The following is a 25,847-nucleotide window of genomic DNA, read 5'->3' as shown; positions in this document are numbered from 1 at the left end:
AGACTGCTACGAAACAAGAGAGAGGGCCGATGACTGGTATCTATAACCCGCTGCTGGTCTGGCTGTCGCTGGTGGTGGCATTTCTCGCGTCCTATACGGCCGTGGAGCTGTCCGCTGGCCTGAATGCGCTCGCCAGCGCGAAACGGCGGCCGCTCTGGCTCGCTGGCGGCGCATTGTCGATGGGCCTCGGCATCTGGTCGATGCACTTCATCGGCATGCTCGCCTTCACGCTGCCGGTGGCGATCGGCTACGACCTCGGCATCACCGCCGCGTCGCTGATTCTCGCAATCGGCGTGTCGCTGATCGCGCTGGCCACCGCGAGCCGTGGCGCGCTGTCCCAGCGGCGCCTGTGCGCCGCCGGGACGATCATGGGCGCCGGCGTGGCCGCCATGCACTTCACCGGCATGCAGGCGATGCAGATGTCGCCGGCCATCGAATACACGCCGTGGCGAGTTGCGCTCTCGGTGGGCGTGGCGATTGCCGCGTCGATCACCGCGCTCTGGCTCGCGTTCACGCTGCGCACGTCGGGCGTGCAGAACCGCGTGGTCAAGCGGCTCGGCGCGGCCTTCACCATGGCGATCGCGATCACCGGCATGCATTATTTCGGCATGAGCGCGGCCAACTTCTCCGCCGGCAGCCTTTGCCTGTCCGGCGATAAGCTCGACGCGAACCGGCTCGCGCTGATCGTCAGCGCGACGTCGTTCATCGTGCTGGTCTGCACGCTCGCCTTGCTTGGCTTCCACACGGGCAGCCTGTCCGTGTCGCTGAAGCGCGCGAACCGGCAACTGCGCTATCTCGGGACGCACGACGCGCTGACGAATCTGCCGAACCGCCAGCAACTTTCGCTGCGCATCGCACGGGCGGTCGCCGGCTGCGCACGCGGTGAAGCATCGTTCGCCGTGCTCTTCATCGACCTCGACGGCTTCAAGGCGATCAACGACTCGCTCGGCCACGGCGTCGGCGACGACCTGTTGCAGGTGTGTGCCGAGCGTTTGCGCGAGGACTTGCGTCAGACGGACATGGTCGCGCGGCTCGGCGGGGACGAATTCGTGATCGTGGCCGAGGCGTCGTCCGCCGAGGCCACCGCCGCTGGCGTGCTGCGGCGGCTGAGCGAGGAGATCGTCGTCGACGGCTTGCCGCTGCGCGTGAGCGCGAGCATCGGCATCGCGCTCCATCCTCGCGACGGCGGCAATGCCGACGAACTGCTGCATTGCGCGGACGCCGCGATGTACGCCGCCAAACAAAGCGGGCGCAACACGTTCTGCGTGTTCGAGCCGCACATGAACCACACCGCGCTCAAGTCGCTGATCCTGCAACGCGACCTGCACCGGGCGTTGAGCGACGGTGAACTCAGCGTGTCGTTCCAGCCGAAGTTCCGCGTCGCATCACAATCGGTGACCGGTGTCGAAGCGCTGATCCGCTGGCGCCATCCCGAACTCGGCGAGATTGCTCCGCTCGAATTCATCCCGCTCGCGGAGCGCTCCGGCCTGATCGTCGACATTGGGGACTGGGTGCTGCGTGAGGTTTGCCGCAATATCGTGCTATGGGACGCGCAAGGGCTGCCTGCGATTTCCGTCGCCGTGAATCTCTCGCCGATCCAGTTCAACGTGCCGGACCTGGTGGCGCGCATCGATGCGCTGCTGGGCGCGGCCGGCGTCGATCCGTGCCGCCTGATGTTCGAGATCACGGAAACGGCGGCCATGCAGAACGTCGAGAAGGCGAGCCGTACGATCGAAACCTTGCAGTCACACGGCTACACCGTCGCTGTCGACGATTTTGGCACCGGCTATTCGAGCCTCGGCTATCTGCAGCGCTTCAGGTTCGACCAGATCAAGATCGACGGCTCGTTCATGCGCGACCTCGACGCCGGCGGCGAGCGCGGCGGCGCGTTGCTGTCGGCTGTCGTGGCGCTCGCGCGCGCGTTGCGGATCGAGGTCGTCGCGGAAGGTGTCGAGACGGAGTCGCAATTTCACGCGCTCAGCGAACTGGCCTGCGATCAGGTGCAAGGCTTCCTGTTGAGCCGGCCATTGCCCGCCTCGGAGTTTCTGACATTCCTGCGTGCTTCGGCGGACCGGATTGCCGCCGCCGGCAATGCCTGCGTCGCGCCGGCGGTATGAGGTGCGCGGCGCCTGGCAACGCAGCACCCCGTCAATTTTTTCCCGGTATTTTTTAGCGTGACTCCGAGCGATGCGGCCGCGCCGGGCGGGTTCTTCAACACCGCTGCAAAGCGTGTATAAAATCGCACGCATGCGCCCTATCCCTCATCAGCAGCGGGAGCCCGAGCTTCCGCTGCATACACCCAGCGTTTCGTCGGTGACGTTGGCCGCGGTGATCGCCGCGATCAGCTGGATCGCTCTCGTCGCGCAAGCCAACGTCACGATCGACCGCACGCTCGCCCGCGGGCTGACCGTGTTCGACGGCCTCGCCCGCATGAGCAGCTACCTCACCAATCTGACGGTGCTCGCGTGCGCGATCTGCTTCACCTGCGTGGCGTTGCGCAAGCATCGCGCGCCGCTCGTACGTTTTTTCCGGCAGCCCACTGTCGTGACGGCGGTGGTCGTGTACATGGTCTTCGTCGGGATTGCATATAACCTGCTGTTGCGCGGCTGGTGGTCGCCCGCGCCGCTCAGACGGCTGCTCACCGAATCGCTGCACAGTGTGCTGCCGATGCTCACCGCGCTCTACTGGGTGCTGTTCGTGCCGCGTTTTCATTTGCGGTGGCGCCACTGTCTGTTGTGGCTGATCTATCCGCTGACGTATCTGGGCGTCACGTTCTGGCGCGGCAGTCTGTCGGACTTCTATCCCTACCCTTTCATCAACGTCGACGAACTCGGCATCAGGCATGTGATGGTCAATGCCGCGCTGCTGTTCGGCGGCTTTCTGATGTTGATGGCGGTGTTCGTCGGCATCAATTCCCGGCGGCGACGCTGACCCTCATTCCCGCTGCCCCAATTTGTTTGCGGTGCGGGCGCGCTTTTTGCGCGCTGTTCGCTGGACGTAAGCTGCCTGCGGTGCGAGGCGGCCTACGCGACCCTTGTGTGTGACGTCGTTGCAATTGCAGCGCGCTCGCACGTAAATATGACAATGGGAGCACATTCGTATGGACACCAATTCAGCGGAAGGCGCAGTGAAGGAAGTCGCGGGCAAGGTTCAGGGCGCGGTCGGCGACGTGATCGGCGATGCCAGTACGGAACTGGCCGGCAAGGCTAAGGAACTCAGCGGCAAGGCGCAGCAACTTTGCGCGAGCACGACGAGTCTGGTGCGCGACACGACGGCCGAAAGCCCCTTTACCACCATTGCGGTGGTCGCGCTCGCCGGATTTGTCGCCGGTGCGATCTGGTCGCATGGCGCCGGGAATCGCGACTATCGCCGGTAGTCGGTAAGCACGGCTGGACTGGCGTGACGGCGATCTGCCTGTAAGGGGATCGCCTGATTCGTGTGGAGGCGCTGCTTTTGAATCGCCCCCTTTGAAGTGTATCTATGCGTCGCTTCTGGGAGTCGCGCGCGTTGGTCGCGAGCGTTGTCTTGCAGCCAGGTGCGTGGATTCGTGTGGCCCCTGAACTACCCGCCCTTCTTCTTGCGTCCGCTACCCATCTCCAGTTCCACCCAGGCCGGTGCGTGATCGCTTGCGTGCGGTTCGCCGCGCACCCAGCGGTCGACGCCCGCATCGCGCAAACGCGGAGCAAGATCCGCGCTCAACAACAGGTGGTCGATTCGCAAGCCCGAGTTGGTATCCCAATGACGGCGAAAATAATCCCAGAACGTGTAGACCCGTTCGTCGCCGAAGTGTGTGCGTAGCGCGTCGGTCCAGCCCTGCGCGAGCAGCCGCCGATAACGTTCGCGGCTCTCCGGTTGCAACAGCGCGTCCTTCAGCCATGAACGGGGGTTATAGATGTCCTCGTCGGTGGGCACGACGTTGAAGTCGCCCGCCAGCACCACCGGATGGCCGCTCTTGAACAGCTTCGCTGCATGCGTGATGAAGTGATCGAACCACGCGAGCTTGTAGTCGAACTTGGGGCCCGGTTGCGGATTGCCATTCGGCAGATACAGGCAAGCCACCAGCACGCCGCCAGCCGCCGCCTCCAGATAACGGCTGTGCGTGTCGTCCTCGAAGCCGGGCAGGCCGCGGCGGTTCTCGAGCGGCGCATCGCCCTTCGACAGAATCGCCACGCCGTTCCATGCGCTCTGTCCTTGCCAGATGGCACCGTAGCCCGCGTCGCGCAATTGCTCGACGGGAAACGCGCTGTCGACCGCCTTGAGTTCCTGCAGACACACGATGTCCGGCGCTTCACGCTCCAGCCATTGCAGCAGTGCAGGCAATCGCGAACGGATGCCGTTGATGTTGAACGTCGCAATTCGAAGCTTCGCCACGGTGTGTTCTCCCTGGGCCGGTCCTTCCCGTCACGCGCTTCGTTCTGCCGCGACGTCGCACCATTCGATCGCCCACGACCTCGCGCATGCAATGGCATCGGCTTCGTTGGCGAAGGAATCGATGTCGCCGGAATCATGCGACTGCACGTGCTCGCTTTTTTTCGGCACGCGCGTGATTTTCGCTCTCGCGTAGTAGGCGCCGTCTTCCGCATGGCGTGCGCGGCAGTCGATGTGGAAATGCCTGTAGTCGAACTGCATGAACTCTCCTGTCGACAGTCGCTGTGAATGAACTACCTCTGTTCAGCGGTAGCATCGGCTGTACCTGCACGGATGCAATAAGCGAAGCCGCGCGCAACGCCATCGCACCCGAAACATGCACCCTCAATTCGGCACGTTCACCGCCCCGCCCGCCGCCGTGATCGCGTTGCTTCCCGGGCTCACCGCAATCGCCGGCAAATTCGCCGCGCTCAGCGCGGGCGCTGCACCAGCCACGCCGCCACGCGGTATCGTGTGAATCACCTGCGATGGCGGCAGCGGCGTGCCGCTCTTCAGATGACTCCACATCAGATTGAGCGCTTGCAGATTGTAGTAATGCAGCGGCACGAAGCGCGTATCGAAACCGGCCACGCTGAGAAACGCGTCGAAGTGCTGAGCGTTCGTCACTTCGTAGAACGACAGCTTGCTCGCGCCGCCCTCGGTTAGCTGATTCATCCCGAAGTACGGCCGCGACGCGTGATTGATCGGCACCAGCGCATCCGCGCGGCCCTGCACGATAATCGTCGGCTTGCCGTGCAGATTCGCATTCACGCGAATGGCGTCGACACTGCCGCTCAGCGCGCCGCTGGTCCACAGAGCACGCAGACACGCGGCGCCCGCGTAGCTCGCATCGGCGGTCGCCAGCCGATGATCCGCCGCGCCGAATGCTCCCGCGTTATAGACGAGATTGATGCCATTGGTCGGCGGCACGCCGTTGCCGTTGCCGAACACCGTGAGCATCGGCGAGACCGCCGGCGTCACACCCGCTGCCCCAGCCGCGCTGGTCGTGCCGAAGCTGAAGTCGCAGAGGTTGTCGGCGACACTCGCGCGCGCGTACGCATTCGCATAGGTCACGGCGACGGCGGGCACGGCTTGCGAATCCCACATCGGCGCGTGCAGCAGATCCGAGTCGGTCTGGTAGCCGTTCTGGTGCAGCAGCGCGAGCGCGTTGACCGCCCGAGTCGTCACATCCGTTCCCGCGATGACACCAGCCACCGCGAGCGACGCACAGCGTGCGGTGCGGATCGCCGTGGTGGTCGTGGTCGGCAACGTGGTCAGATACGGCGCGCCGGCGGCGGCGGGCGCGAGCGCGGCGCACGGCTGCAACAGGTTGGCGAGCGTCATGTAGTCGGCAAGCGGCTTGCCGACTGCGCCGACCGGCACGCCGCCCTGCGCCACCGACACTTGCGTGCCAGCCCGCAAATTGATCTGCGGCTCGCCGACCACCACCGCGGTGATCAAGCCGGACGTGTCCTGCTCCGCTGCCGCGAGTGCCGCGGCGCCGCCATTGCTCACCGACGCCGCGATTGTCATGATGCTGCCGCTCGCATAACGCACCGTGCGTGTCGAGCCGTTCAGCGCGCCGTACGAATCGTTGAGCGCCCAGTATGCGAACTGGATCGCCTGCAAGGTGTTCTTGCCCCAGTCCTGCTCCGGATTCTGCTGCGAGTGCGCGTGCTTGAACGCGTAGCGATTCGGGAACGGCGTGTTGAACGACGCGAGCGCATTGCCGCTCAGGTTCGCGGTGAAGACACTCGCTTTGCCGGCGGCCGACGCATCCTGCAACGTGCCGTCGATCAGCGTGACGCGATTGGTCGACAGTTCGTGCGCGCCGTTGCCGCCGCCCTTGTCGGTGTACGCGACCGCGCAGCCGCGCTTGAGGCCCCACTCGCCGGCCGCGGAAATCGCGCCGTACACGCCGCGCGAACCCGACGACGTCGCCGTGACGATGCACGGCTGATCCGGATTGAAGCTCGCCGGAATCTGCACCAGCATGCTGACGTTCTGCGCGCCGCTGCCGTCGTCGGCGAAGGCAAGGTACTCCTTGCCCGCGATCTTGCCTTCGCCCAGCGTGTCGTTGCCGTTCAGGTCGACATTGGGTCCCCAGAAACGTCCATAGCCGCCGTTCGCGCTCATGTCGACGAGCGCGCGATAGTTCGACCAGATCGCCACACGCCGCAACTCGGCGGCCGTGGGTTGCGCGGAGTTCGCTATGGCCGGCGCGGTGGCCAGCGCGAGGCCGCTCTTGCCGAGACCCGCAGTAAGCAAATCGTCGGTGTTGCCGTCATAGGACTGGGTGGTCACCGCGCTTTTGATGAAGCCGGGCAGCACGTTGGCTGGCGGTGAAGGTGGAGCGTTGTCGTCATCGTCGCTATGGCAGGCAGTCAGCGCGATTGCCGCCATCATCACGACAGCCCAAGTACGCATAGGCGATGCAACGCGTGAAGCATTCAGCGAAGCCGGCCAGACTCTGATCGTTGAAGTCATCTTTGCTGTCTCCGTCATTTTCTAATACCGTTGTAGTTGCAACGGCACCGGAATTGCTGCGTCAGCTTCGTTGGAACGCGACGCTTCGGATACCGATGCATCGCTAGCCTGCATTGACCTTTCAATGGAGTCAACAGAACGTCATGTCCACGCATAACGAATGTCAGGATTCAGGCGCTTCAGACGCCACTCCACAGCAACCCGCACGCCGCCGCTTTCTGCAATCGGCCGCCGCTGCCGCGACGGTCGGCGCGGCGCCGCATCTGCGCGCACAAACCCAAACGCCGGCCGCGCCGCCGGCGCAACTCGACCAGGCCGTGCCGCCGCGCCCGGTCACGCTGACCGTCAACGGCCGCGCCTATACGCTGCAACTCGAACCGCGCGTAACCCTGCTCGACGCGCTGCGCGAATACGCGGACCTGATGGGCACGAAAAAAGGCTGTGACCGGGGTCAGTGCGGCGCCTGCACGGTGCTCGTCGAGGGCCGCCGCATCAATTCGTGTCTGACGCTCGCCGTGATGCACGAAGGCGAGAACATCACCACCGTGGAAGGACTCGCGGCCAACGGCGCATTGAGTCCGATGCAGCGCGCGTTCATCGAACACGATGCGTTCCAGTGCGGCTACTGTACACCGGGGCAGTTGTGTTCCGCGACGGCTCTGCTGAACGAATTTCGCAACGGCACCGCGAGCACCGTGACCGCCGATGTCCGCAGCCGTCCCGCCCAACTGTCCGACGAAGAAATCCGCGAGCGGATGAGCGGCAACCTCTGCCGCTGCGGCGCCTACGCGAACATCGTGGCTGCGGTGCGCGCAGTGCATGACGGCGGTGGTTCGACCGGCGCCGCCCAACCCGGCAACGCCTGACGGAGCGACCAGCATGGATGCGATCTCTTACGAACGCGCTGGCGACGTCGCCAGCGCAGTGCGCGCGGTTCAGCAACCGGGCGCGGTCTTCATCGGCGGCGGCACGAATCTGCTCGATCTGATGAAGGGCGGTGTCGCGAGACCGATGCGGCTCATCGATATCACGCACATCAGCGGACTCGATACGGTGACGACGCTGCCCGACGGCGGCATCCGCATCGGCGCACTGGTGCGCAACAGCGATGCGGCGAACCACGCGCTGGTGCGCGAGCAATACCCGTTGCTGTCGCAAGCGCTGCTCGCGGGCGCGTCGTCGCAGTTGCGCAATATGGCGACGGTCGGCGGCAATCTGCTGCAACGTACGCGCTGCGGCTACTTCTACGACACGGCCTTCACACAGTGCAACAAGCGCATGCCCGGCAGCGGCTGCGCGGCGCTCGGCGGCCACAATCGCACGCATGCGATTCTCGGCGCGAGTGCTCAATGCATCGCGGTGAATCCTTCGGATATGAGCGTGGCGCTGGCGGCGCTTGAAGCCGTCGTGCGCGTGAGCGGTCCCAACGGCGAACGCACTATCGCGTTCGCCGACTTCCACCGCCTGCCCGCCGACCGGCCCGACATCGATACCACGTTGCAGCCCGGCGAACTGATTACCGCGGTCGATCTACCGCCGCCGCTCTTCAGCGCACACTCCCATTATCTGAAAGTGCGTGACCGCGCCAGTTACGCATTCGCGCTGGTGTCGGTGGCCGCCGCCTTGCAAATGGACGGCGAGCGCGTGAGGACCGCGCGCATCGCGCTCGGCGGCGTCGCGCACAAACCGTGGCGCGCGAGCGTCGCCGAACAGATGCTCAACGCTCAGCCGCTCACGCAGGCGACGTTGAATAACGCCGCCGCCGCCGCGTTGAGGGACGCACGTCCGCAGCAAGACAACCGTTTCAAGGTGCGGCTCGCGCAACGCGCGATCGTGCGCGCAGTCAACCAGGCCGCCGGCCGCGCGGGAGGTGTCGCATGAAGCTGATCGGTCAGCCGGTCGACCGCGTCGACGGTCTGCTCAAAGTCACCGGCGAAGCACGCTATGCCGCCGACTTCCCCGAAGCGCGTCTCGCGCATGCGGTGCTCGTCACCAGCACGATTGCAAGCGGCACGATCGCGTCGATCGACGCAAGCCGCGCGCAGGCGCTGCCCGGCGTGCTACTCGTGATGACGTATCAGAACGCGCCGCGTCTGCCGAACGGCGGCAGGCCCGCGCTCGCGCCGCCCGCTGGCAGGCGGCTGTCGCTGCTGCAGGACAACCAGGTTCACTACAGCAACGAGCCGGTCGCGGTGGTGGTCGCCGACACGCTCGAACATGCGACCGACGCCGCGCATCAATTGCGCATCGTCTATCAGGCGAGTGCCGCGAGCGTGGACTTCGCGCAGGCCAAACCGAACGCGCACGCGCCGGACAAACCGCAAGGCCGCCAAACCGACACGCAACGCGGCAGCTTCGAAGACGGCATGCAAAGCGGCGCGGTCCATGTGACTGCGACGTACACCACGCCCATCGAGCATCACAATCCGATGGAGCCGCACGCCACGATGGCGCGCTGGGACGGACCGCAACTCACGCTGTACGATTCGACGCAAGGCGTGAGCAGCGCGGCGCAAGCGGTGGCCAAGGTATTCGGCATCGCGCCCGGCGACGTACGTGTGATCTCGCCGTTCATCGGCGGCGGCTTTGGCTGCAAGGGCTCGTCGTGGTCGCATGTGTCGTTGTGCGCGATGGCTGCGAAACAGACGGGGCGTCCGGTGCGCCTCGTGCTCGAACGGCCGCAGATGTTCGGGCCGGTCGGCGCGCGTCCGCGCACCGAGCAGCACTTCACGATCGCCGCGCGGCACGACGGCACGCTCACCGCCATGCGTCACGACAGCTTCTCCAACACCTCGACGATCGAAGACTGGACCGAGACCTGCTGCATGGTCACGCGGATGCTGTACGCGGTGCCCAACCAGGTGACAACGCATCGCATCGTGCCGCTCAATCTCGGCACGCCGACCTTCATGCGCGCGCCAGGCGAAACCACGGGTTCGTTCGCGCTCGAATCGGCGATGGACGAACTCGCGGCCGCATTGAAAATGGACCCGCTGGCGCTGCGTATCAAGAATTACGCGCAGGCCGATCCCCAGGACAACAAGCCGTGGTCGGGCAAGTCGTTGCGCGAGTGCTATCAGATCGGCGCGGAGAAATTCGGCTGGTCGCGCAGAAGCGCCGCGCCACGCTCGATGCGCGCGGGCCGCACGCTGATCGGCATGGGCATGGCGACCGCGACCTATCCGGCCAACCGCAGCGAAGCGGCGGCCATCGCAAGGATTCTGCCGGACGGCACGGCGATGGTCGCGTCCGGCACGCAGGACATCGGCACCGGCACTTACACGGTGATGACCCAGGTGGCCGCCGACACGCTCGGCTTCACGCCGGAGAACATCCACTTCGCGCTCGGCGATTCGACGCTGCCGCGCGCGCCCGTGTCGGGCGGCTCGCAGTCGGCGGCGAGCGTGGCGCCCGCTGTGCGCGAAGCGGCCAGTCAGGCGCGCAGCCAGTTGATCGCGCTGGCGCTGGCCGACCCGGCTTCGCCGGTGCACGGTATCGCGCTCGACGACATCACCGTGGATAACGGCTGGGTGGTAAGCCGTTCGCAGCCGGGCAAACGCGATCCGGCCGCGGCCATCATCGCGCGCTCGGGCGGCAAGCCGATCGAGGCGACCTCGGCGGTCAAGCCCGGCGACGAGAAGCAGAAGTACTCGTTTCACTCGTTCGGCGCGGTGTTCGTCGAGGTACATGTCGACGCAGAACTCGGGACGATTCGCGTGCCGCGGGTGGTCGCGGTGTACGACGTGGGCCGCGTGCTCAATCACAAGACTGCGCACAGCCAGATGATCGGCGGCATCGTGTGGGGCATCGGCGCGGCGCTGCAGGAAGAGTCCACGGTGGACACGCGCTTTGGACGCTTCACCAATGCGAATCTCGCGGAGTACCACGTGCCGGTGAATGCGGATATCGGCGCGCTCGATATCACGTTCATCGATCGGCCCGATCCGTATATCAACTCGCTCGGCGTGCGCGGGATCGGCGAGATCGGCATTACGGGCGTGCCGGCGGCAATCGCGAACGCGGTGTATCACGCGACCGGGGTGCGGGTGCGGGATTTGCCGCTCACATTGGACAAGGTGATGGGGATGGGCTGATTGTTTGCGAGCGGCAGCGGGGGGCGCCGGTTGGTTGTGACGGGCGGGCATGCGCCTCGGTTTGAGTTTCGCCGATGCGCGGGGTGAGCCGCGCTCGTCAATCGTCCCTTCGCGCGACGACAATCGCGCCGCACCAAATAACGCGGCGCCGCGCTTCACGTCCGCCTGCAAGCGGCGCGGCCAGGCGCCATGCATCCACATTGGCGCTTGCCTGCGACCGCGTTGCATCGCACAATCGGCCTCATTCTCTCCACCGGTGCCCGTCCATGGCCTACGCCTCGCTCGCCACTGGCGTGTTGCTCGCCGCCGGCTTCGGTTCGCGCTTCGATCCGGACGGCCTGCACAACAAACTCCTTGCCCGGATGCCCGATGGCACGCCGGTCGCTCACGAAGCCGCGCATCGGCTGCTACACGTCGTGACGCGGGTGCTGGCCGTGGTGCGGCCGGGTTCGGACGCCCTCGCGCGCCTCTTGAACGACGCCGGCTGCGACGTGGTATTCGCGTCCGACGCCGAACGCGGCATGGGCGCGAGCCTCGCCGCCGGCATCGAAGCGAGCGACGACGCCGAGGGCTGGATCGTCGCGCTCGCGGACATGCCGCGCATCGCCACCTCGACGATCGAGACCGTGGCAATCATGCTCGACAAGGGCGCATCCTTGGTCGCGCCGTTTTATCAGGGACAGCGCGGGCATCCGGTCGGCTTCGGCATCGAGCATCGCGAGGCGCTGCTGGCGCTCGACGGCGACACCGGCGCGAAATCCTTGCTGATGTCGCAGCGTGTGACGAAGGTGGAGGTCGACGACCCGGGGATTTTGCGGGATGTGGACACGCCGGAGGATTTGCGCAACGTCTAGCGGTGAATGGGCGGCGCGCAGGTGCCGCTAGCGGTGCGGGCTTGATCCCGGCGCGGGGTTGGGCGCATACTGTATATTCATACAGTATCTTGTCCGCATGGGCTGCCGCTTCTCGTCGCGCGCCCACGGCGCGTCCGCATGAAGCGCATTCCGATCGAACCGTCTTTTGCCGCATGGCGCCGCGCGGCGCGGGAACTGCTGCGTCAGGGTATCGAGCCGGGGTCGATCGAGTGGGTCGAGGTTGAAGGCGAGATGGCCGGAGAAGTCGAGTCGGAGGCTGGGCGAGATGCGCGGCTTCCCGGTGTGGCGAGTAGGGCGGATGCAGCGAGTTGCGTGGAATCTGCCGGGTCCACCCGCCAGACAACCGCAGATACCGCCGCCCCCGACGGCCTGACCACCGCCCCTGCCCTCACGGCTCCCGCCATCCCCCGCGACCTCCTCGCCCAATTGCAGACGGCGTCCTGCTTCCGCGGGCCGGATCGCTGGTCTCTGCTTTATCGCGTGCTGTGGCGCTGGACGCGCGGCGAGCGCCACGTCGTCGATCCGGCTGACCCCGACGGCGCGCAACTCGCGCTGCGCGTGCAGTCGATCGAACACGAAACCGAAGAGTTGCTGAGCTTCACGCGGTTCAGACGGCGTGACCCCTCCATGGGCTTGCCCGAGTTCGTCGGCTGGTACGAGCCGCAGCACGATCTGCTAAAACGCGCCGCCGCACGGTTCGCCCGACCCATGGGCGACTCCACGTGGATGCTGGCCACCCCGCACGGCGCGGTGTTCTGGAACGGCATGCTGTTGCGTATCGACCGGTCCGCAATGGAAGAAAGCCAGCCGGCCGCGCACGCTGTGCCGCCCGACGTCATGGCAGGCGAAGCCGCCACCAGCGAGCCCACCGAAGCCCTCTGGCTCGCCTACTACGCGAGCGTCGTGAATGCGCTGCCGACGCCGGCGCGGCTCTCCTACTGGCGCGCGCCGCCCGCCGGTCCGCCGCTGCCCGCGCACCTCGCGCGCGTGCGCAGCCGTCTCGGCGCGCAAGCCACCGCGGTCACGGTGCCGGAGACTCCGCCGCTCGAGTATTCAGCGCTTACGCCGCCCCTGCGTGAGACGGTTGGCCCGCTCGCCGCGTGCCGGCGTTGCGCGCTGTGGCGCAACGCGAAGCAGCCCGTCGCGGGTGCCGGGCCGGCTCACGCGACGATCATGGCCGTCGGCGAACAGCCCGGCGAACATGAAAATCAGCACGGCGAACCCTTTACCGGACCCGCCGGCCAACTGCTGGACGCGGTGCTCGCGCGCGCCGGTCTCGACCGCACAGCGCTGTATCTGACCTATGCCGTCAAACACTACAAGTGGGAAACGTTCGACCAGCAGCGAGTCCACCGCACCCCGGAGCGCCGCGAGGTCGAGGCTTGCCAGCACTGGCTGGAACAGGAACTGACGCGCGTCGCGCCGCGCGTGATCGTGACGCTTGGCGCGACCGCGCTGAAAGCGCTGACCGGCGCGCACGTCAATCTGTCCGAATATGTCGGGCAGACGATTGCCCATCGCGGACGCCTGATCGTGCCGACGTGGCATCCGGCATATGCGCTGAGAACGGCAGACACTCGCTTGCGCGCGGACATCGTGGAGAACATCGTGGCGGCATTCAGCCGGGCAGCGGCGCTGGCGGTGGAGGGCGGGTAGTTGTCCGAGCATGCCGGATGCTTGGCGCCTTATCCACCGACCCACCGACGAAGATCCGTCGCCCACCCAAAGCAACGGTGAGCAAATTCAGGAGCCATACTGGGCAACCGGTGAGCCTCTACGGGAGCCCGCGAAACACAGCCCGCTCAGCCAGCCAAATCCAGGCACACCGCTTGCGGCCCCACAACCGCCGCGCAAGCCGCATCGATTCCGCCTAAGCTGATGTGAGCCCATGTTTTCCCGCGCGGACCGGCCTTGAGAGCTGTGGCTCACGCGTTAGCCGGCCGCCCGCGCCCAACCCTACCGCCCCAATGAGCGAAACCAGCCCACGCCTGTTCATCGTCTCGCCCCATTTCGACGACGCCGTCTTCAGCTGCGGCGCATTGCTCGCCGCTCACCCCGACGCCTCGGTTTGCACGGTATTCGCTGCGCCGCCGGAGCACGAGATGCATACCGAATGGGATCAGAAGTCGGGTTTTGCGAATGCCTCCGAAGCCATGCACGAGCGCACGCTGGAGGACAACCGCGCGCTCGAGGTGCTCGACGCGATTCCGCTGCGCATGCCGTTTCGCGACAGCCAGTATGCCGACTCGCCGTCGATCAGCCGGATGGCCGCGATGCTCGAAGAAATCATTTATCGCAGCACCGCGAATACGCTGCTGATGCCGCTCGGCCTCTATCACGACGATCACGTGCGGGTCTTCGAAGCCTGCTGCGAAATCCTGCCGCGGCTGTCGCATCTGGTCTGGTTCGGCTACGAGGAAGCGATTCACCGGCGCACGCCCGGCGTCGTGCAGGCGCGCCTCGCCGATCTCGCGCAGCGCGGCATCGTGGCGACGCCGGCGCTTCCGAGCGCGGCGCATACGATCGACGTCCAGCGCCGCGCGCAACTCAAACGCGAGGCGGTCAATGCGTACGCCAGCCAGTTGCGCGCATTCGGCGCCGGCAATTACGACGACGTCTTCGCCACCGAGCGTTACTGGCAGCTCAGCGTGGGCCGTCGCGCGAGAAAGTGACAACAGTGAGACGCGCGGCGCGCAGCAAAAACGCCTACGCTTGAAGAGGATTGCCGGCATCGGTCCGATGCGCGGATTGTCCGAAGCGCCGGAACCGCATGCGTTTCAACTACAGGGTGATGCGATGAGCTACGACATGCATACCAGTCCGATTCCCGACCCCAATGCCGATCCGAACCGCGACCCGGAAGCCGACCCGCTGGTGCCGCCGTCGCCCGGTCATCACGTGGAGGAGCCGCAGCGGCCCGACGGGCCGCCTGACAAGGATCCGGTGTGACCGGAGCAGCGCATGGCAGCGCAGCGCGCGGTGCGGTGCAAAGCCGCCGCGCGCTGCGATGCGGCACCTGAATCAACGCGTCAGTTCGGTGAAGCCCTGCAGCAAACGGTCGATGTCGGCGGCGTGGATATTGCCCATCGTCGAAATGCGGAACAGTTCGGCCGACAAGCCGCCTTGCCCCGCATAGATGACGAAGCCGCGCGCCTTCAGCGTGTCGTGCAATTGCGGATACGCGACGCCATCCGGCAACCGGTACGCGCGCAGCACCACGGACGATTGCTCCGCCGGCAACACGCTGCCGATGCCCTGCTCGGCGAGCCCCGCCCGCGCCCGTTCGGCAAGCGCCGCATAACGCGCGTGACGTGCGCGCCAGCCGCCTTCGTCGGCGAGTTCGCGCAGCGCTTCGACGAGCGCGTAGTACGCGTGAACCGACGGCGTGAACGGCGTGTTGCGCTGGTCCTGCAAACGCGCGAGCCGCCCGAGATCGAGGTAGTACGTGCGGCTCGCCCCCTGCGCGAGCGCCGCGCGCCGCACCAGCACGAACGACGCGCCCGGCACCCCGTGCAGACACTTGTTCGCGGTGGCCGCGACCGCGTCGAGACTAGCATCGGCGAAATCGATCGCTTCGGCGCCGAAGCTGCTCACGCCGTCCACCAGCAGACGCAAACCGCGCGCGCGGCACAGCGCGCCGAGCGACGCGAGGTCGTTCAGACGGCCCGTGGTCGTTTCGTGATGAATGACCGCGACGTGCGTGAACGCCTTGTCCGCATCGAGGCGTTCGGCGATCTTCGCGAGATCCGGCGCGTGCATCCAGTCGTGCTTCAGCGATTCATGCGCGATGCCGTATTGCGTGGCGATCTGCGAAATGCGCTCGCCGTACACGCCGTTTTCCACCACCAGCAGCTTGCCGTTTTGCGGCACCAGCGCGGCGGTCATGCTTTCGACGGCAGCCGTGCCGGAGCCGGTCATCAACACCGCCTGCCATTCGCTCGCATCGAGACCGTACAGATCGACGAGCCGCGTGCGGGCCTCTTCCTGCAAGTCGAAAAACTCGCTTTCGCGATGGCACAGATCCGTCTGCAACAGGCTATGGCGGACACGTTCGGTGAGCGTCACCGGGCCGGGATTGAGCAGCAGCATGGGCGCTCCTTTTACTGTGATTTCAAACGGCGCCGATGTGGCGCATCAGGCGCGTCTTCACATCGGGCGGGGTGATGGTGGGACGCGGCAGGCCGTCCGGCGTGCCGCGGCGAATCGCGAGGCGCACGAAGCGCGGGCCGTCGAGCGGCGGCGCGTCGAACACCCGGTCGAGCACCGCTGCGTCGTCGCTTTCCACCGCCGACGCATAACCGCACGCCGCGGCCACGCCCGCGAACGACACTTGCGACGACACCGTCGCCTGGCCGCCGGTCGAGTCGTGCGCGCCGTTGTCGAGCAGCACGTGCGTGAGATTGCCCGGACCGTAAGCGCCGAGCGTCGCGAACGCGCCCATGCGCATCAGCGCGGCGCCGTCGCCGTCGAGCGCGACCACGTGCAGATCGGGACGCGCGAGCGCGAGCCCGAGCGCGAACGGCGTCACGCAGCCCATCGAGCCGACCATGTACAACTGGTTCGGCCGGTCGTCGATCGCATAGAGTTCGCGGCCGCAAAATCCGGTCGACGCGAGTACGACCGTCGATTCGAGTGGCGTGTGCGCAATGACCTTCTGCAACGCGTCGTGACGCGAAGCCAGTTCGCCCGCCGCGACGCCATGGAACTGCGAGCGCGGCACCACCGGCGCACGGCGCGCACTAGCGCCGCCGTCTTTCAGCTCGTACGGCGCCACGCTGCCCTTCTGCATCACGAGCGCATACGGGCGGCCGGTTTCATCCATGTGCGCGATCGCGCGATCCAGCGCCGGGCCGATCGCGTCGGCCTCGGTCGGGAAGGTCTCCCAGGGAATCTCCATCGTGTCGAGCATCGCGGGCGTGACCGGACCCATCAGCGCGTGCTGCGGTTCGTCGGCGACACCTGGCTGGCCGCGCCACGTGACGATCAGCAATTGCGGCAGACGGAAGGTCCACGTGAGCGAAGTCAAGGGGCTCACGGCGTTGCCGAGCCCTGAGTTCTGCATCATCGTGATGCCGCGCCGGCCGTTCTTCGCACCCAGCGTGACGCCCGCGATCAGCGCGACCGCATCGCCTTCGTTGGCCGCCGACAGGTAATGCAACGACTCGTCCTGCAACACGTAGTTGATGAACGGCGTCAGATACGAGCACGGCACCCCTGCGTACCAGTCGAAGCCGCGATCGCGTGCCGCCTCGACGAACTGTGCTGCTTCGATCATTGCGCGGCTCCGTTCGTGGCGCGCTTCGCCGCACTTTGCCCAGGGTTGCCGGCCGCCGCCGCGAACGGCGCTTGCGCATGCGCGAAGTCGCCCGCGCGGCGGAAGTCGTCGAGATCGTTCACGCCGCGCCAGTGGCCGTGTACGTATTGCACCTCGATCGATTCACCCGCTTCGATCAGCGCGTTGAGCAGCGCGGGCATGTCGAGCGAAGCGAAATCGGCGCGTGCCTGCAACTCGCTCATCACCGCCAGCAGACGCTCGCGGCCTGCGTCGCGCACGTTCAGCAGACCGACCCAGCGGCCATGCGGCGCTTGCGCGGCAATCTCCGCCGATGCGTTCTGTCCGCTCGACACATGGCGCAGCACGACCTTGTTCCCGAACAGGCCGCGATCGTCGGCCGCCGAGCACCACGCGAAATCGCGCACGCTTGCGTTTTCCGTATCGGTCAGCGACGAATCCACCACCACGCTGAACGCGGCTTCGCTTTCCACGAGGTCGCGCAGGATGTCGCTGCGGAACAGCAGATCGCCGTACGAGACGACCGTGTCGCCGCTCAGCTTGTCGAGCGCGCACGCGAGCGACGCGAGTTCGCCAGTTTGCGCATGCTGTTCGTTGACGACGAGCTTGATGCCCGCCGTCTCGATCGCATCGGCGCGATAACCGCCGACCACGGTGATGTCGTTGACGCCCTGCTTCTTGAACGCGTCGACGAGCCAGCGCAGCAGCGGCTTGCCCGCGATCGGCAGCATGACTTTCGGCCGGTCTTCGGTGACGGCTTCGAGGCCCTTGCCGCGGCTCGCGGCGAGCACGACGGCGGCGCCGGCCGCGCGGCCGCCCGACAGATAGCGGTCTTCGGCTTCGGAATATTCGTCGGCGTCCTGCAAACGGAAAATTTCGTTGACGGCGGCAATGCTGTCTTCGACGTTCACGAGCGTCTGGCTCGAATGAATTTCCTTCGCGACGGCCTGCATCGCCGAGGTCGCCGAGCGGATCAGATGATTCGCCCAGATCACGGTGCTGATGCCCGCTTCGCGGAACACTTCGGTCGGCGTGCTGTAGTACTTCGTCGGCACGATCACGAGCGGACCGCGCCCGGCCCATTCGCGCGCGAACTCGAGAATTTCATCGGGACGCGAGAGCTTGCTGTGAATCAGGATCGCATCCGCGCCGGCTTGCCGGTACGCTTCCGCGCGACGCAGCGCCTCGTCCATGCCCCAGCCCGCGATCAGCGCTTCGACGCGCGCGACGATCGAGAAATTTTCGTCGGACTGCGAGTCCTTGCCGGCTTTGATCTTGCCGCAGAATTCGTCCATGTCGGCGAGCGGCTGCGCTTCGCCGTTGATGAAGCTGTTGGTCTTCGGGAATTGCTTGTCTTCGATACAGACGCCGGCGATGCCGCGCTGTTCGAGCTTGCGCACGAGGCGGCGCACGTTGTTGAAGTTGCCGTAGCCGGTGTCGCCGTCGAGCAGGATCGGCAGGTCGCTCGCGTCGGCCATGAATTCGAGGGTGTCGACAACCTGCGTCCAGCTTGCTTCGTTGTTGTCGCGCACGCCGTATTGCGCGGAAATCGCAAGACCCGAACCCCAGATCGCCTTGAAGCCGGCTTCACGGACGATGCGCGCGGACAGGCCGTTATGGGCCTCCATCATGAATTCGAGTTCGTTGCTAAGAAGCATCTGGCGCAGACGTGCGCTGCGGGATACGGAGACGAAGGCGGGTTGGCGGGCGTTCATTTTTTACTCCTGATAGCGGGCTTATTGGTGCTCTTTTTGCCCGGCTGGCGACTGGAAAATGGCGACTATAGCGGAATTTTTATTTATTCGTCTCTTCGAAGACAGCGGGTTTTCCTGCGTTGGGGCTAAGTGGAGAAATGTGTCGTTTTTTGCATTTGCCACAATATTGCAGCGCGTTTTGGATTTCATTGGCGATTTGTGGCGGTTTGACGCATTCGCATGCTGGGCATGGGATTGGCGCAGGCCGGCCTGTTCCGTGCCGTTCCTGCGTCATTAATAGCCATAGCGAGCCGTCTTTTAATGTCGTCATCATCGACAGGCGGCGATTAATCTTCATAACCGCGTTCGCAAATCGTCATTCGCATTAAGCATGCTTGAATAAATAACGCCGGAAATTGGAGAAATACAGATTAAAACGGCCGTGGATCGCGCATTCAGAACTGCCGGCCGAGCAAGGCAGACGGCTTATAAATCAGACGAATAACGTCATAAAACAACGGGTTTCCCCTGCCTGCGGAGCACACCGTGTTGCGCCGTAAACACCGTTAGCGACGAGCGAATCGCTACAAGCAAATTCAACTCCGCCCGACCACCTGCAAAAGCCACACTCATTGCTATGACTCTGAACAAAAAACTGGCGTCGATGATCGCCGTGCTGTGGATCGGCCTGATCCTCATCGGCGGCTTCGGCGCATGGCAGAACCGCGCGTCGATGATCTCGGACCGCCGCGATCAATTGACCGCGCTGATCGATCAGGGCAACCACATCGTCGCCCATTACTACGCGCTAGCCCAGCAGCACACCCTTTCCGAACCCGACGCCAAAAAGCAGGCGCTCGAGATGCTGGCGGCCATGCGTTATGGCAAGGACGGCTACATCTCCGTCAACGATTCGCAGCCGGTCATGCTGATGCATCCGTTCAAACAGCAACTGGTCGGCAAGAACCTCGCGCAGTTCGCCGACCCGGCGGGCAACCACCTGTTCGTCGCGATCGTCAACGCGGGTAATCACGATGGCGGTGGCTTCGTCGACTATCTGTGGGCCAAGCCCGGCAGCGAGCAGCCGGTCGCCAAAACGAGCTACTCGATGCATTTCGCGCCGTGGGACTGGTATCTCGTCACCGGCATGTACATGGACGAGGTGCAGAGCGCGTTCTACGCGAATCTGCTGCGCTGGCTCGCGATCACCGTGACGTTGGGCGCCGTTGCCACGGCCGTCATGCTGCTGGTGTTGCGCAGCATCCGCCGCTCGCTCGGCGGCGATCTCGAAGTGGCCGTCGAACATGCGCAACTGATGGCGCAAGGCAATCTCGCCACGCGCGTACCGGTCGGCCCGCACGACAACGGCAGCCTGCTGCATGCGCTGCAAACCATGCAGGCCGGTCTCGTCGATACGGTGTCGCGCGTGCGTCTGGGCACCGAGAACATCAACATCGGCGCGACAGAAATAGCCGCCGGCAATACCGACCTCTCGCAACGTACCGAGGAACAGGCCGCTGCGCTCGTCCAAACGGCGTCGAGCATGGATCAGATGACTGTCAACGTGAAGCAGAACGCGGACAGCGCAATGCAGGCCGCGCAGCTCGCGGGCCAGGCGGCGGACGTGGCCACGCGCGGTAGCCGCGTGGTCGACGACGTGGTCCGGACGATGGGCGAGATCACCGCCAGCTCGCGGCAGATTGGCGACATCATTGGGGTGATCGACGGCATCGCGTTTCAGACTAATATCCTTGCGCTCAACGCGGCCGTCGAAGCGGCTCGCGCGGGCGAACAGGGACGCGGCTTCGCGGTGGTCGCCGCCGAAGTGCGCAGCCTCGCGCAGCGCTCGGCGACGGCGGCCAAGGAGATCAAGGCGCTGATCGAAACCTCGACGAATACGGTCGAAACCGGCGCGTCGCAAGTCGCCAACGCGGGCTCGACGATGGGCGAGATCGTGCACTCGGTGCGTCGCGTGAACGAAATTCTCGAGGAGATCAGCCATGCTTCGCGCGAACAGAGCGCGGGCATCGAGCAGGTCAATCGCGCGGTCGGCGAGATGGATCAGGTCACGCAACAGAACGCGGCGCTCGTCGAGCAGGCCGCGGCCGCGGCTCATTCGCTGAAGGATCAGGTGGGGGTGCTGCGCGAGGCGATTTCCAGCTTCGCGTTGCCGGGTTGAGGGGTTGGGGTTGGCGAGCGTGACCCGTTTGGCGCTCGCCACGTGCATATGGCAAAGCATCATCAGGAATTTATAAAAAAGAAGGCGCTCGACAGGCGGAGAGCGCCCCTTTAACACGCCGCGTCGGAGTCGACGCATCAACCGAACGAGCCAGCCGCGCGGATTTTTCAAATCCACGCGGTTTTTTTATGGCCGTACGAGCGGTCGTCTCGCGTAGCGCATTGCGTCGCGTTGTGCCAACGCCTACCGCGCTCGAAAATGCGACCCGCTTAAGCCGAATGGGGCATCACCGAATTCGGCATAACTCGCTTTCAGATTAACGACACGCTTACGATAATCGCCGTTTTACAACGCGTGCCCCACGGCGCCCATCGCCGACGAAGCGGCTCCCGAACGCGCTCCGTCAAGGTTCGCCATTATCCTGTTGCGCCATCCTCCACGTGCTCTCAATCGCCGCCGAAGCCATGTCCGGCGTGCTGATAGGCATGCGCCGCGGTTGGAGCGCTTCGCTCTGCGCCCCGTCGGCACCGTCGCGACGCTCAGCGGCGGCACGACGCCCGACGTCCTGCCCGATCACTCTCCACTTGCGTGGGCCTCGCATACAGATTACGTTCTCATTACAATCGAAGCAGTCGTGGTCACGGCAGGCGTGCCGCATCGCGCGGGGACCGGCGTCGATCCTGATGCTGCCCGCAGGCTTCGCGATACGCATGCCGGCCGAGCACCTCCATTGGCATCTCAAAGTGTTGAACGCCGCCGATTCGGCCGGCGCAAGCTAATCGCGTTCTCGAGTTCATTATCCGCAACCCATGATCCAGAAGAAAAAATCGCAGTCGCATGATCCCTACGCGCCCGTCGCGAAGAACCCATTGCTGGCCACGCGCCTGCCCGCCTGGCGCTCGAAGTTCATCGTCCTGCTGGTGTTCGGCGCGTTCGCGGCGCTGGCGGCCCGCGCATTGTGGGTGCAGGTGGTGAACCGGGATTTCTATATCGACCAGGGACAAAAGCGCTATCAGCGCACCATCGAACTCGACGCGACGCGCGGACGGATCGTCGATCGCAATGGCTCGATGCTCGCCGTGAGCCTCGCCACGTACGAGATCTGGGCGACCCCCAGGCAGGTCGATGAAACTGCCGCCGTGCCGCTGGCGAAGCTGCTCGACCTGCCGCTCGCGGAATTGCGCCGGCGTCTGAACGGCGACAAGAGCTTCGTCCTGCTCAAGCGCCAGGTGGATGCCGACACCGCCGCGCAACTGTCCCGCCTGGGCCTCGCCGGCATCACGCAGATTGCCGATTCGAAGCGCTTTTATCCCGAAGGCGAATCGGCAGCGCACGTGGTCGGCTTCACGGACATCGAGGACAACGGCCAGGAAGGCGTCGAGCTGGCCGCCAACGAGCACCTGCTCGGCGTGCCCGGCCAGCGCGAAGTGATCCGCGACCGGCTCGGCCGCGTGGTGTCCGAGACCCGGCCGCTGGTGCCGGCGCGCAACGGCGAGACCATCCATCTGACGATCGACCGGCGCATCCAGCAACTCGCCTACGGGCAACTGAAGGAAGCGATTGCGAAGCATCACGCGGAAGCCGGCAGCGTCGTGGTGCTCGACGCGCGCAACGGCGAGATTCTCGCGCTCGCCAACTACCCGAGCTTCGATCCGAACGACCGCGCCCGCCTGACCGGCCGGCAACTGCGCAACCGCGCGGTGGTCGACACCTTCGAACCCGGATCGACGATCAAGCCGCTGGTCGTCGCCCTGTCGATCGACGAGGGCAAGGTGCGGCCGCAAAGCATGATCGACACGGCCCCCGGCTGGTACAAGATCGGCCCGGCCGTGATTCACGACACTTCGAATCACGGCGTGATGACGGTCTCCGAAGCGGTGCAGAAGTCGAGCAATATCGCGCTCGCCAAGCTCGCGCTGAATCTGCCGGCGGAGACGATCTGGACCAAGTATCAGCAATACGGGCTCGGCCTGAGACCCGAGCTGACCTTTCCGGGCGTGGCGTCCGGCAAGGTTCGCCCGTACAAACGCTGGCGTCCGATCGAACAGGCGACCATGGCGTACGGGTACGGGCTGTCCGCCTCGCTGCTGCAGATGGCGCAGATCTACACCGCGTATGCGGGCGACGGCACGATGCAACGCGTCAGTCTGTTGCGCAACGGCACGCATGCCGCCGCGCCCTCCGTGGACGCCGACCTCGCCGTGACGAAGCCGGCCACCGCGCGGGCGATCCGCGCGATGCTGGAGATGGCCACCGGCGAAGGCGGCACGGGACGGGCGGCGGCGGTGGCCGGCTACCGGATCGGCGGCAAGACCGGCACGGCCCGCAAACAGGTCGGCGCGACGTATGCGAAGAACCGCTATCGCGCGCTGTTCGTCGGCATGGCGCCGATGAGCGATCCGAGGCTGATCGTCGCTGTCATGATCGACGACCCGGCGGGCAAGGCGTTCTATGGCGGAACGGTGGCTGGGCCGGTGTTCAGCGAAGTGACCGGCGGCGCATTGCAGTTGCTGGGCGTGCCGCCGGATGCGCCGGGCGTTTGACGCCTCGGCCGCATCGCCCATGCTTTCTGCTGCATCGCTCGGCCGACCTCATATCAATTCGCGGCTATTGGCACGGCAATACACGCGTCGCACCGGAGGATCTGGCATACGGTGCGACGTTGCGCATGGATCGCGACGGCAGCGCGCCATCAAAAGAACAATCTGCGCGATGTGAACATGGTTTGGGACCTCTGGTCGCGCAATCCGGAAGCGCTGCATCAAGTCACGATCTTGATGAGCGACCACGGCATTCCGAAGAACTACCGGCAGATGCACGGCTTCGGTTCGAATACGTTCTCGCTGATCAACGCGTAGAACGAGCGCTTCTACGTGAAGTTCCACTTCAAGTCGAAGGAGCGTGTCGAAAACTATACGAATGCCGAGGCCAGCGAACTCGTTGGCCGGGACCGCGAAAACGCACAGCGCGATCTGTTCGAACAGATCGAAAAGAAGAACTTCCCGCAATGGCACTCTTGCGTCCAGATCATGCGGAGGCCGAAGCGTATGCGTGCCAGGAAAATCCGTTTGACATCGTCAAGGTGTGGTGCACAAGGACTATCCGCTGATCGACGCCGGCGCGCTCGAATTGAATAGTAATCCGTAGAATTATTTTGCGGACGTCGAGCTGGCCGCGTTCACGCCGGCCAATATCGTGCCGGGCATCGGCTTCTCGCGGGATCGTCTGTTGCAGGGGCGCCTCTTCTCGTACGGCGATACGCATCGCTATCGCCTCGGCATCAACCACCATCAGATTCCGGTGAACGCACCGCGCACGCCGAACCTGAACACCATCACCGCGACGGCGGCATGCGCACGGACGGCAATCTCGGCGGCACACCGAACGATGAGCCGAACCACTTCGGCGCATTCCCGCAGGACGCGTCGGTAAACGAACCGCTGATGTGATGTGCGCGCGTCACGTGAATGCTTTTTCACGGCTCTTTCTTTATCGATTCACGTGGGCTGCACGCGGTTTTTTCACACGCAGAGCGTGAGACGTTGTGCGCCGCACCCTGAGGGCGAATGACCCGCAAACTCAGTGTTTCGCCTGATCGCCGCCCAGCTTGCCCAGCGCCTCGATGCGATTGCGGCCATTGCGTTTGGCCTGATACATCGCACGATCGGCTTCCTCGATCATTTCGCGCCCGAGCGAAACGGCCTCGGCCGCCGTCCCGCCGACCCTGCGCGCCGCCACGCCAATCGACACGGTCAATGCGATGCGCTGCCCATGATCGTCCTGCAGATCCAGCCGTTCGACCGCCAGCCGCACGCGCTCGGCGACGGCGAGCGCATCGGCCCGGTCACCTTGCAGCAGCGCGGCGAACTCTTCGCCGCCATAACGCGCGACGGTATCGCCCAGCCGCACCTGCTGCCGCACACACGCCGCCACCACCGCCAACGCGCGGTCGCCGGTCTGATGGCCGTAGATGTCGTTGATGCGTTTGAAACTGTCGATATCGATGAAAAGACATGCCACCGGCACGCCATAACGGACTGCGCGCATCAGTTCCTCACGCAGCCGCTCGTCGAAATAGCGGCGATTGGCGAGGCCGGTCAGCGAGTCGGTCATGCCGAGCTGCTTGAGTCGCTCGCGATGCGCGACGTTGTCGAGACTCGCCGTCACGATGCTCGCGAAGCGCTCCAGAATGTCCGTGGCCATGCCGTCGCCGAAACGCGCGGGGTCGTCGCTGCCGAGGCATAGATAACCGCTGACGGTGTCGCCCGCGGCAAGCGGCAGCATGATCGCGCTCGCCGGCGGTGGTGCGGCGCCGAAGAACGCGTGGCGCACCGTGTCGCTCAGCTCACCCGGCTTGCCGAGCCACGGCCGGCCTTCCTCGCACAAGTCTCGCGCAGCGAGCCCGCCTTCGCGCGAGGTCTTCAGATTCGCGTGATCGAGCGCGCGCAACGCGACGGGCTCGATCAGGTCGAGCAGCATCGGCGCGCGGGCATCGAGCCATAGCGTCACACTCGCTAGCGAGAATTCCTGCGGCAAATGGCTGAACAGGGTGTCGAGAAATGCGGCGAAGTCCTGCGCGCCGATCAACCGCAACTCGACATTCTGGAAGCGGCGCAACGTGCGCTCGTTGTTTTGCACGGTATCCACTAGCGAGCGAAGGCGGTCGGAGAGCGGCGTTTGGGCGAGATTCGTCACGTTATCAGGATGCGAGCCCGAAGGCGAAGCGGGGATAGCGGCCCCAACTGCTCTAATAACGGCCGATCCGGCGAGGTCTTGAGGGTGAGATCACGGCGCGGGCGCCGATGCGCCTCTTAAGTT

Annotated in this window: 19 protein-coding genes and 1 pseudogene; 13 read left to right on the top strand and 7 right to left on the bottom strand. The window is 65.2% G+C overall.

All coding sequences use genetic code 11. The annotated features are described in order from the left end of the window. Positions 1-29 precede the first annotated feature (29 nt). From B0G69_RS22025 to B0G69_RS22015, 3 genes are all read left to right on the top strand, one after another. Positions 30-2,117, top strand: coding sequence for an EAL domain-containing protein (locus B0G69_RS22025; RefSeq protein ID WP_121320996.1), 2,088 nt, complete (start codon positions 30-32; stop codon positions 2,115-2,117). A gap of 130 nt (positions 2,118-2,247) precedes the next feature. Further along, on the top strand, positions 2,248-2,931 hold the full coding sequence (locus tag B0G69_RS22020; protein WP_121323813.1) for a Pr6Pr family membrane protein: 684 nt from the start codon (positions 2,248-2,250) through the stop codon (positions 2,929-2,931). 169 nt (positions 2,932-3,100) lie between these two features. Next, entirely contained in the window at positions 3,101-3,376 is a 276-nt protein-coding gene (locus B0G69_RS22015; protein WP_121320994.1) for a CsbD family protein, read from the top strand. Between the two features lie 185 nt (positions 3,377-3,561). Here the strand turns inward: B0G69_RS22015 and B0G69_RS22010 are convergent, their stop codons facing one another. From B0G69_RS22010 to B0G69_RS22000, 3 genes are all read right to left on the bottom strand, one after another. After that, positions 3,562-4,371, bottom strand: a complete 810-nt coding sequence (locus B0G69_RS22010) for an exodeoxyribonuclease III (protein ID WP_121320992.1) — start codon at positions 4,369-4,371, stop codon at positions 3,562-3,564. 30 nt (positions 4,372-4,401) lie between these two features. After that, positions 4,402-4,629, bottom strand: coding sequence for a hypothetical protein (locus tag B0G69_RS22005; protein ID WP_121320990.1), 228 nt, complete (start codon positions 4,627-4,629; stop codon positions 4,402-4,404). 123 nt (positions 4,630-4,752) lie between these two features. Further along, positions 4,753-6,834, bottom strand: a complete 2,082-nt coding sequence (locus tag B0G69_RS22000; RefSeq protein WP_241991430.1) for a D-(-)-3-hydroxybutyrate oligomer hydrolase — start codon at positions 6,832-6,834, stop codon at positions 4,753-4,755. Between the two features lie 203 nt (positions 6,835-7,037). Here B0G69_RS22000 and B0G69_RS21995 point away from each other — a divergent pair, with 203 nt between their 5' ends. The 7 genes from B0G69_RS21995 (at position 7,038) to B0G69_RS21965 (ending at position 14,812) form a co-directional block, all read left to right on the top strand. After that, entirely contained in the window at positions 7,038-7,760 is a 723-nt protein-coding gene (locus B0G69_RS21995) for a 2Fe-2S iron-sulfur cluster-binding protein (protein WP_121320986.1), read from the top strand. A 13-nt stretch (positions 7,761-7,773) separates the two neighbouring features. Then, positions 7,774-8,775, top strand: coding sequence for a xanthine dehydrogenase family protein subunit M (locus B0G69_RS21990; RefSeq protein WP_121320984.1), 1,002 nt, complete (start codon positions 7,774-7,776; stop codon positions 8,773-8,775). Further along, positions 8,772-10,988 carry a xanthine dehydrogenase family protein molybdopterin-binding subunit gene (locus B0G69_RS21985; RefSeq protein ID WP_121320982.1) on the top strand — a complete coding sequence of 739 codons (2,217 nt, stop codon included), beginning with the start codon at positions 8,772-8,774 and terminating at the stop codon, positions 10,986-10,988. Before B0G69_RS21990 ends, B0G69_RS21985 begins: the two co-directional genes overlap by 4 nt. Before the next feature lie 266 nt (positions 10,989-11,254). Further along, entirely contained in the window at positions 11,255-11,842 is a 588-nt protein-coding gene (locus B0G69_RS21980; protein WP_121320980.1) for a nucleotidyltransferase family protein, read from the top strand. Positions 11,843-11,980: 138 nt separating this feature from the next. Then, positions 11,981-13,519, top strand: coding sequence for a UdgX family uracil-DNA binding protein (locus B0G69_RS21975; RefSeq protein ID WP_121320978.1), 1,539 nt, complete (start codon positions 11,981-11,983; stop codon positions 13,517-13,519). Between the two features lie 311 nt (positions 13,520-13,830). After that, a complete protein-coding gene (locus B0G69_RS21970) occupies positions 13,831-14,535 on the top strand; it encodes a PIG-L family deacetylase (protein WP_121320976.1) in 705 nt (234 codons plus the stop codon). A 40-nt stretch (positions 14,536-14,575) separates the two neighbouring features. Beyond that, positions 14,576-14,812, top strand: coding sequence for a hypothetical protein (locus B0G69_RS21965; protein ID WP_147440755.1), 237 nt, complete (start codon positions 14,576-14,578; stop codon positions 14,810-14,812). Positions 14,813-14,884: 72 nt separating this feature from the next. Here the strand turns inward: B0G69_RS21965 and B0G69_RS21960 are convergent, their stop codons facing one another. The 3 genes from B0G69_RS21960 to aepX are packed head-to-tail and all read right to left on the bottom strand — an operon-like array spanning position 14,885 to position 18,871. Continuing rightward, entirely contained in the window at positions 14,885-15,952 is a 1,068-nt protein-coding gene (locus tag B0G69_RS21960) for a 2-aminoethylphosphonate aminotransferase (RefSeq protein WP_121320972.1), read from the bottom strand. 22 nt (positions 15,953-15,974) lie between these two features. Continuing rightward, positions 15,975-17,138: a phosphonopyruvate decarboxylase gene (gene aepY / locus B0G69_RS21955; RefSeq protein WP_121320970.1), complete on the bottom strand. Its 1,164-nt coding sequence runs from the start codon at positions 17,136-17,138 to the stop codon at positions 15,975-15,977. Continuing rightward, entirely contained in the window at positions 17,135-18,871 is a 1,737-nt protein-coding gene (gene aepX / locus B0G69_RS21950; RefSeq protein WP_121320968.1) for a phosphoenolpyruvate mutase, read from the bottom strand. Before aepX ends, aepY begins: the two co-directional genes overlap by 4 nt. Positions 18,872-19,487: 616 nt before the next feature. Between aepX and B0G69_RS21945 the strand changes: the two genes are divergently transcribed. The 3 genes and pseudogenes from B0G69_RS21945 to B0G69_RS21930 form a co-directional block, all read left to right on the top strand. After that, positions 19,488-21,029 carry a methyl-accepting chemotaxis protein gene (locus tag B0G69_RS21945; protein ID WP_121320966.1) on the top strand — a complete coding sequence of 514 codons (1,542 nt, stop codon included), beginning with the start codon at positions 19,488-19,490 and terminating at the stop codon, positions 21,027-21,029. An 809-nt stretch (positions 21,030-21,838) separates the two neighbouring features. Next, positions 21,839-23,572: a penicillin-binding protein 2 gene (locus B0G69_RS21935; RefSeq protein ID WP_121320962.1), complete on the top strand. Its 1,734-nt coding sequence runs from the start codon at positions 21,839-21,841 to the stop codon at positions 23,570-23,572. Positions 23,573-23,725: 153 nt separating this feature from the next. Then, a pseudogene (locus B0G69_RS21930) lies at positions 23,726-24,448 on the top strand (catalase); the annotation flags it as partial. 160 nt (positions 24,449-24,608) lie between these two features. Here the strand turns inward: B0G69_RS21930 and B0G69_RS21925 are convergent. Further along, positions 24,609-25,724 carry a GGDEF domain-containing protein gene (locus B0G69_RS21925; protein ID WP_121320960.1) on the bottom strand — a complete coding sequence of 372 codons (1,116 nt, stop codon included), beginning with the start codon at positions 25,722-25,724 and terminating at the stop codon, positions 24,609-24,611. Positions 25,725-25,847: the final 123 nt, after the last annotated feature.

The organism is Paraburkholderia sp. RAU2J, assembly GCF_003634845.1.
GTDB classification, from domain to species: domain Bacteria; phylum Pseudomonadota; class Gammaproteobacteria; order Burkholderiales; family Burkholderiaceae; genus Paraburkholderia; species Paraburkholderia fynbosensis.
The sequence above is the reverse complement of the archived record's forward strand: the minus strand, read 5'-3'. Positions and strand labels throughout refer to the sequence as shown.

Bases quoted from the DNA above. Each gene is read 5' to 3' on its own strand.
- B0G69_RS22025 (WP_121320996.1), top strand. From the start codon at position 30: ATGACTGGTATCTATAACCCGCTGCTGGTCTGGCTGTCGCTGGTGGTG.
- B0G69_RS22020 (WP_121323813.1), top strand. From the start codon at position 2,248: ATGCGCCCTATCCCTCATCAGCAGCGGGAGCCCGAGCTTCCGCTGCAT.
- B0G69_RS22015 (WP_121320994.1), top strand. From the start codon at position 3,101: ATGGACACCAATTCAGCGGAAGGCGCAGTGAAGGAAGTCGCGGGCAAG.
- B0G69_RS22005 (WP_121320990.1), bottom strand. From the start codon at position 4,629: ATGCAGTTCGACTACAGGCATTTCCACATCGACTGCCGCGCACGCCAT.
- B0G69_RS22000 (WP_241991430.1), bottom strand. From the start codon at position 6,834: ATGCGTACTTGGGCTGTCGTGATGATGGCGGCAATCGCGCTGACTGCC.
- B0G69_RS21995 (WP_121320986.1), top strand. From the start codon at position 7,038: ATGTCCACGCATAACGAATGTCAGGATTCAGGCGCTTCAGACGCCACT.
- B0G69_RS21990 (WP_121320984.1), top strand. From the start codon at position 7,774: ATGGATGCGATCTCTTACGAACGCGCTGGCGACGTCGCCAGCGCAGTG.
- B0G69_RS21985 (WP_121320982.1), top strand. From the start codon at position 8,772: ATGAAGCTGATCGGTCAGCCGGTCGACCGCGTCGACGGTCTGCTCAAA.
- B0G69_RS21980 (WP_121320980.1), top strand. From the start codon at position 11,255: ATGGCCTACGCCTCGCTCGCCACTGGCGTGTTGCTCGCCGCCGGCTTC.
- B0G69_RS21975 (WP_121320978.1), top strand. From the start codon at position 11,981: ATGAAGCGCATTCCGATCGAACCGTCTTTTGCCGCATGGCGCCGCGCG.
- B0G69_RS21970 (WP_121320976.1), top strand. From the start codon at position 13,831: ATGAGCGAAACCAGCCCACGCCTGTTCATCGTCTCGCCCCATTTCGAC.
- B0G69_RS21960 (WP_121320972.1), bottom strand. From the start codon at position 15,952: ATGCTGCTGCTCAATCCCGGCCCGGTGACGCTCACCGAACGTGTCCGC.
- aepY (WP_121320970.1), bottom strand. From the start codon at position 17,138: ATGATCGAAGCAGCACAGTTCGTCGAGGCGGCACGCGATCGCGGCTTC.
- aepX (WP_121320968.1), bottom strand. From the start codon at position 18,871: ATGAACGCCCGCCAACCCGCCTTCGTCTCCGTATCCCGCAGCGCACGT.
- B0G69_RS21945 (WP_121320966.1), top strand. From the start codon at position 19,488: ATGACTCTGAACAAAAAACTGGCGTCGATGATCGCCGTGCTGTGGATC.
- B0G69_RS21935 (WP_121320962.1), top strand. From the start codon at position 21,839: ATGATCCAGAAGAAAAAATCGCAGTCGCATGATCCCTACGCGCCCGTC.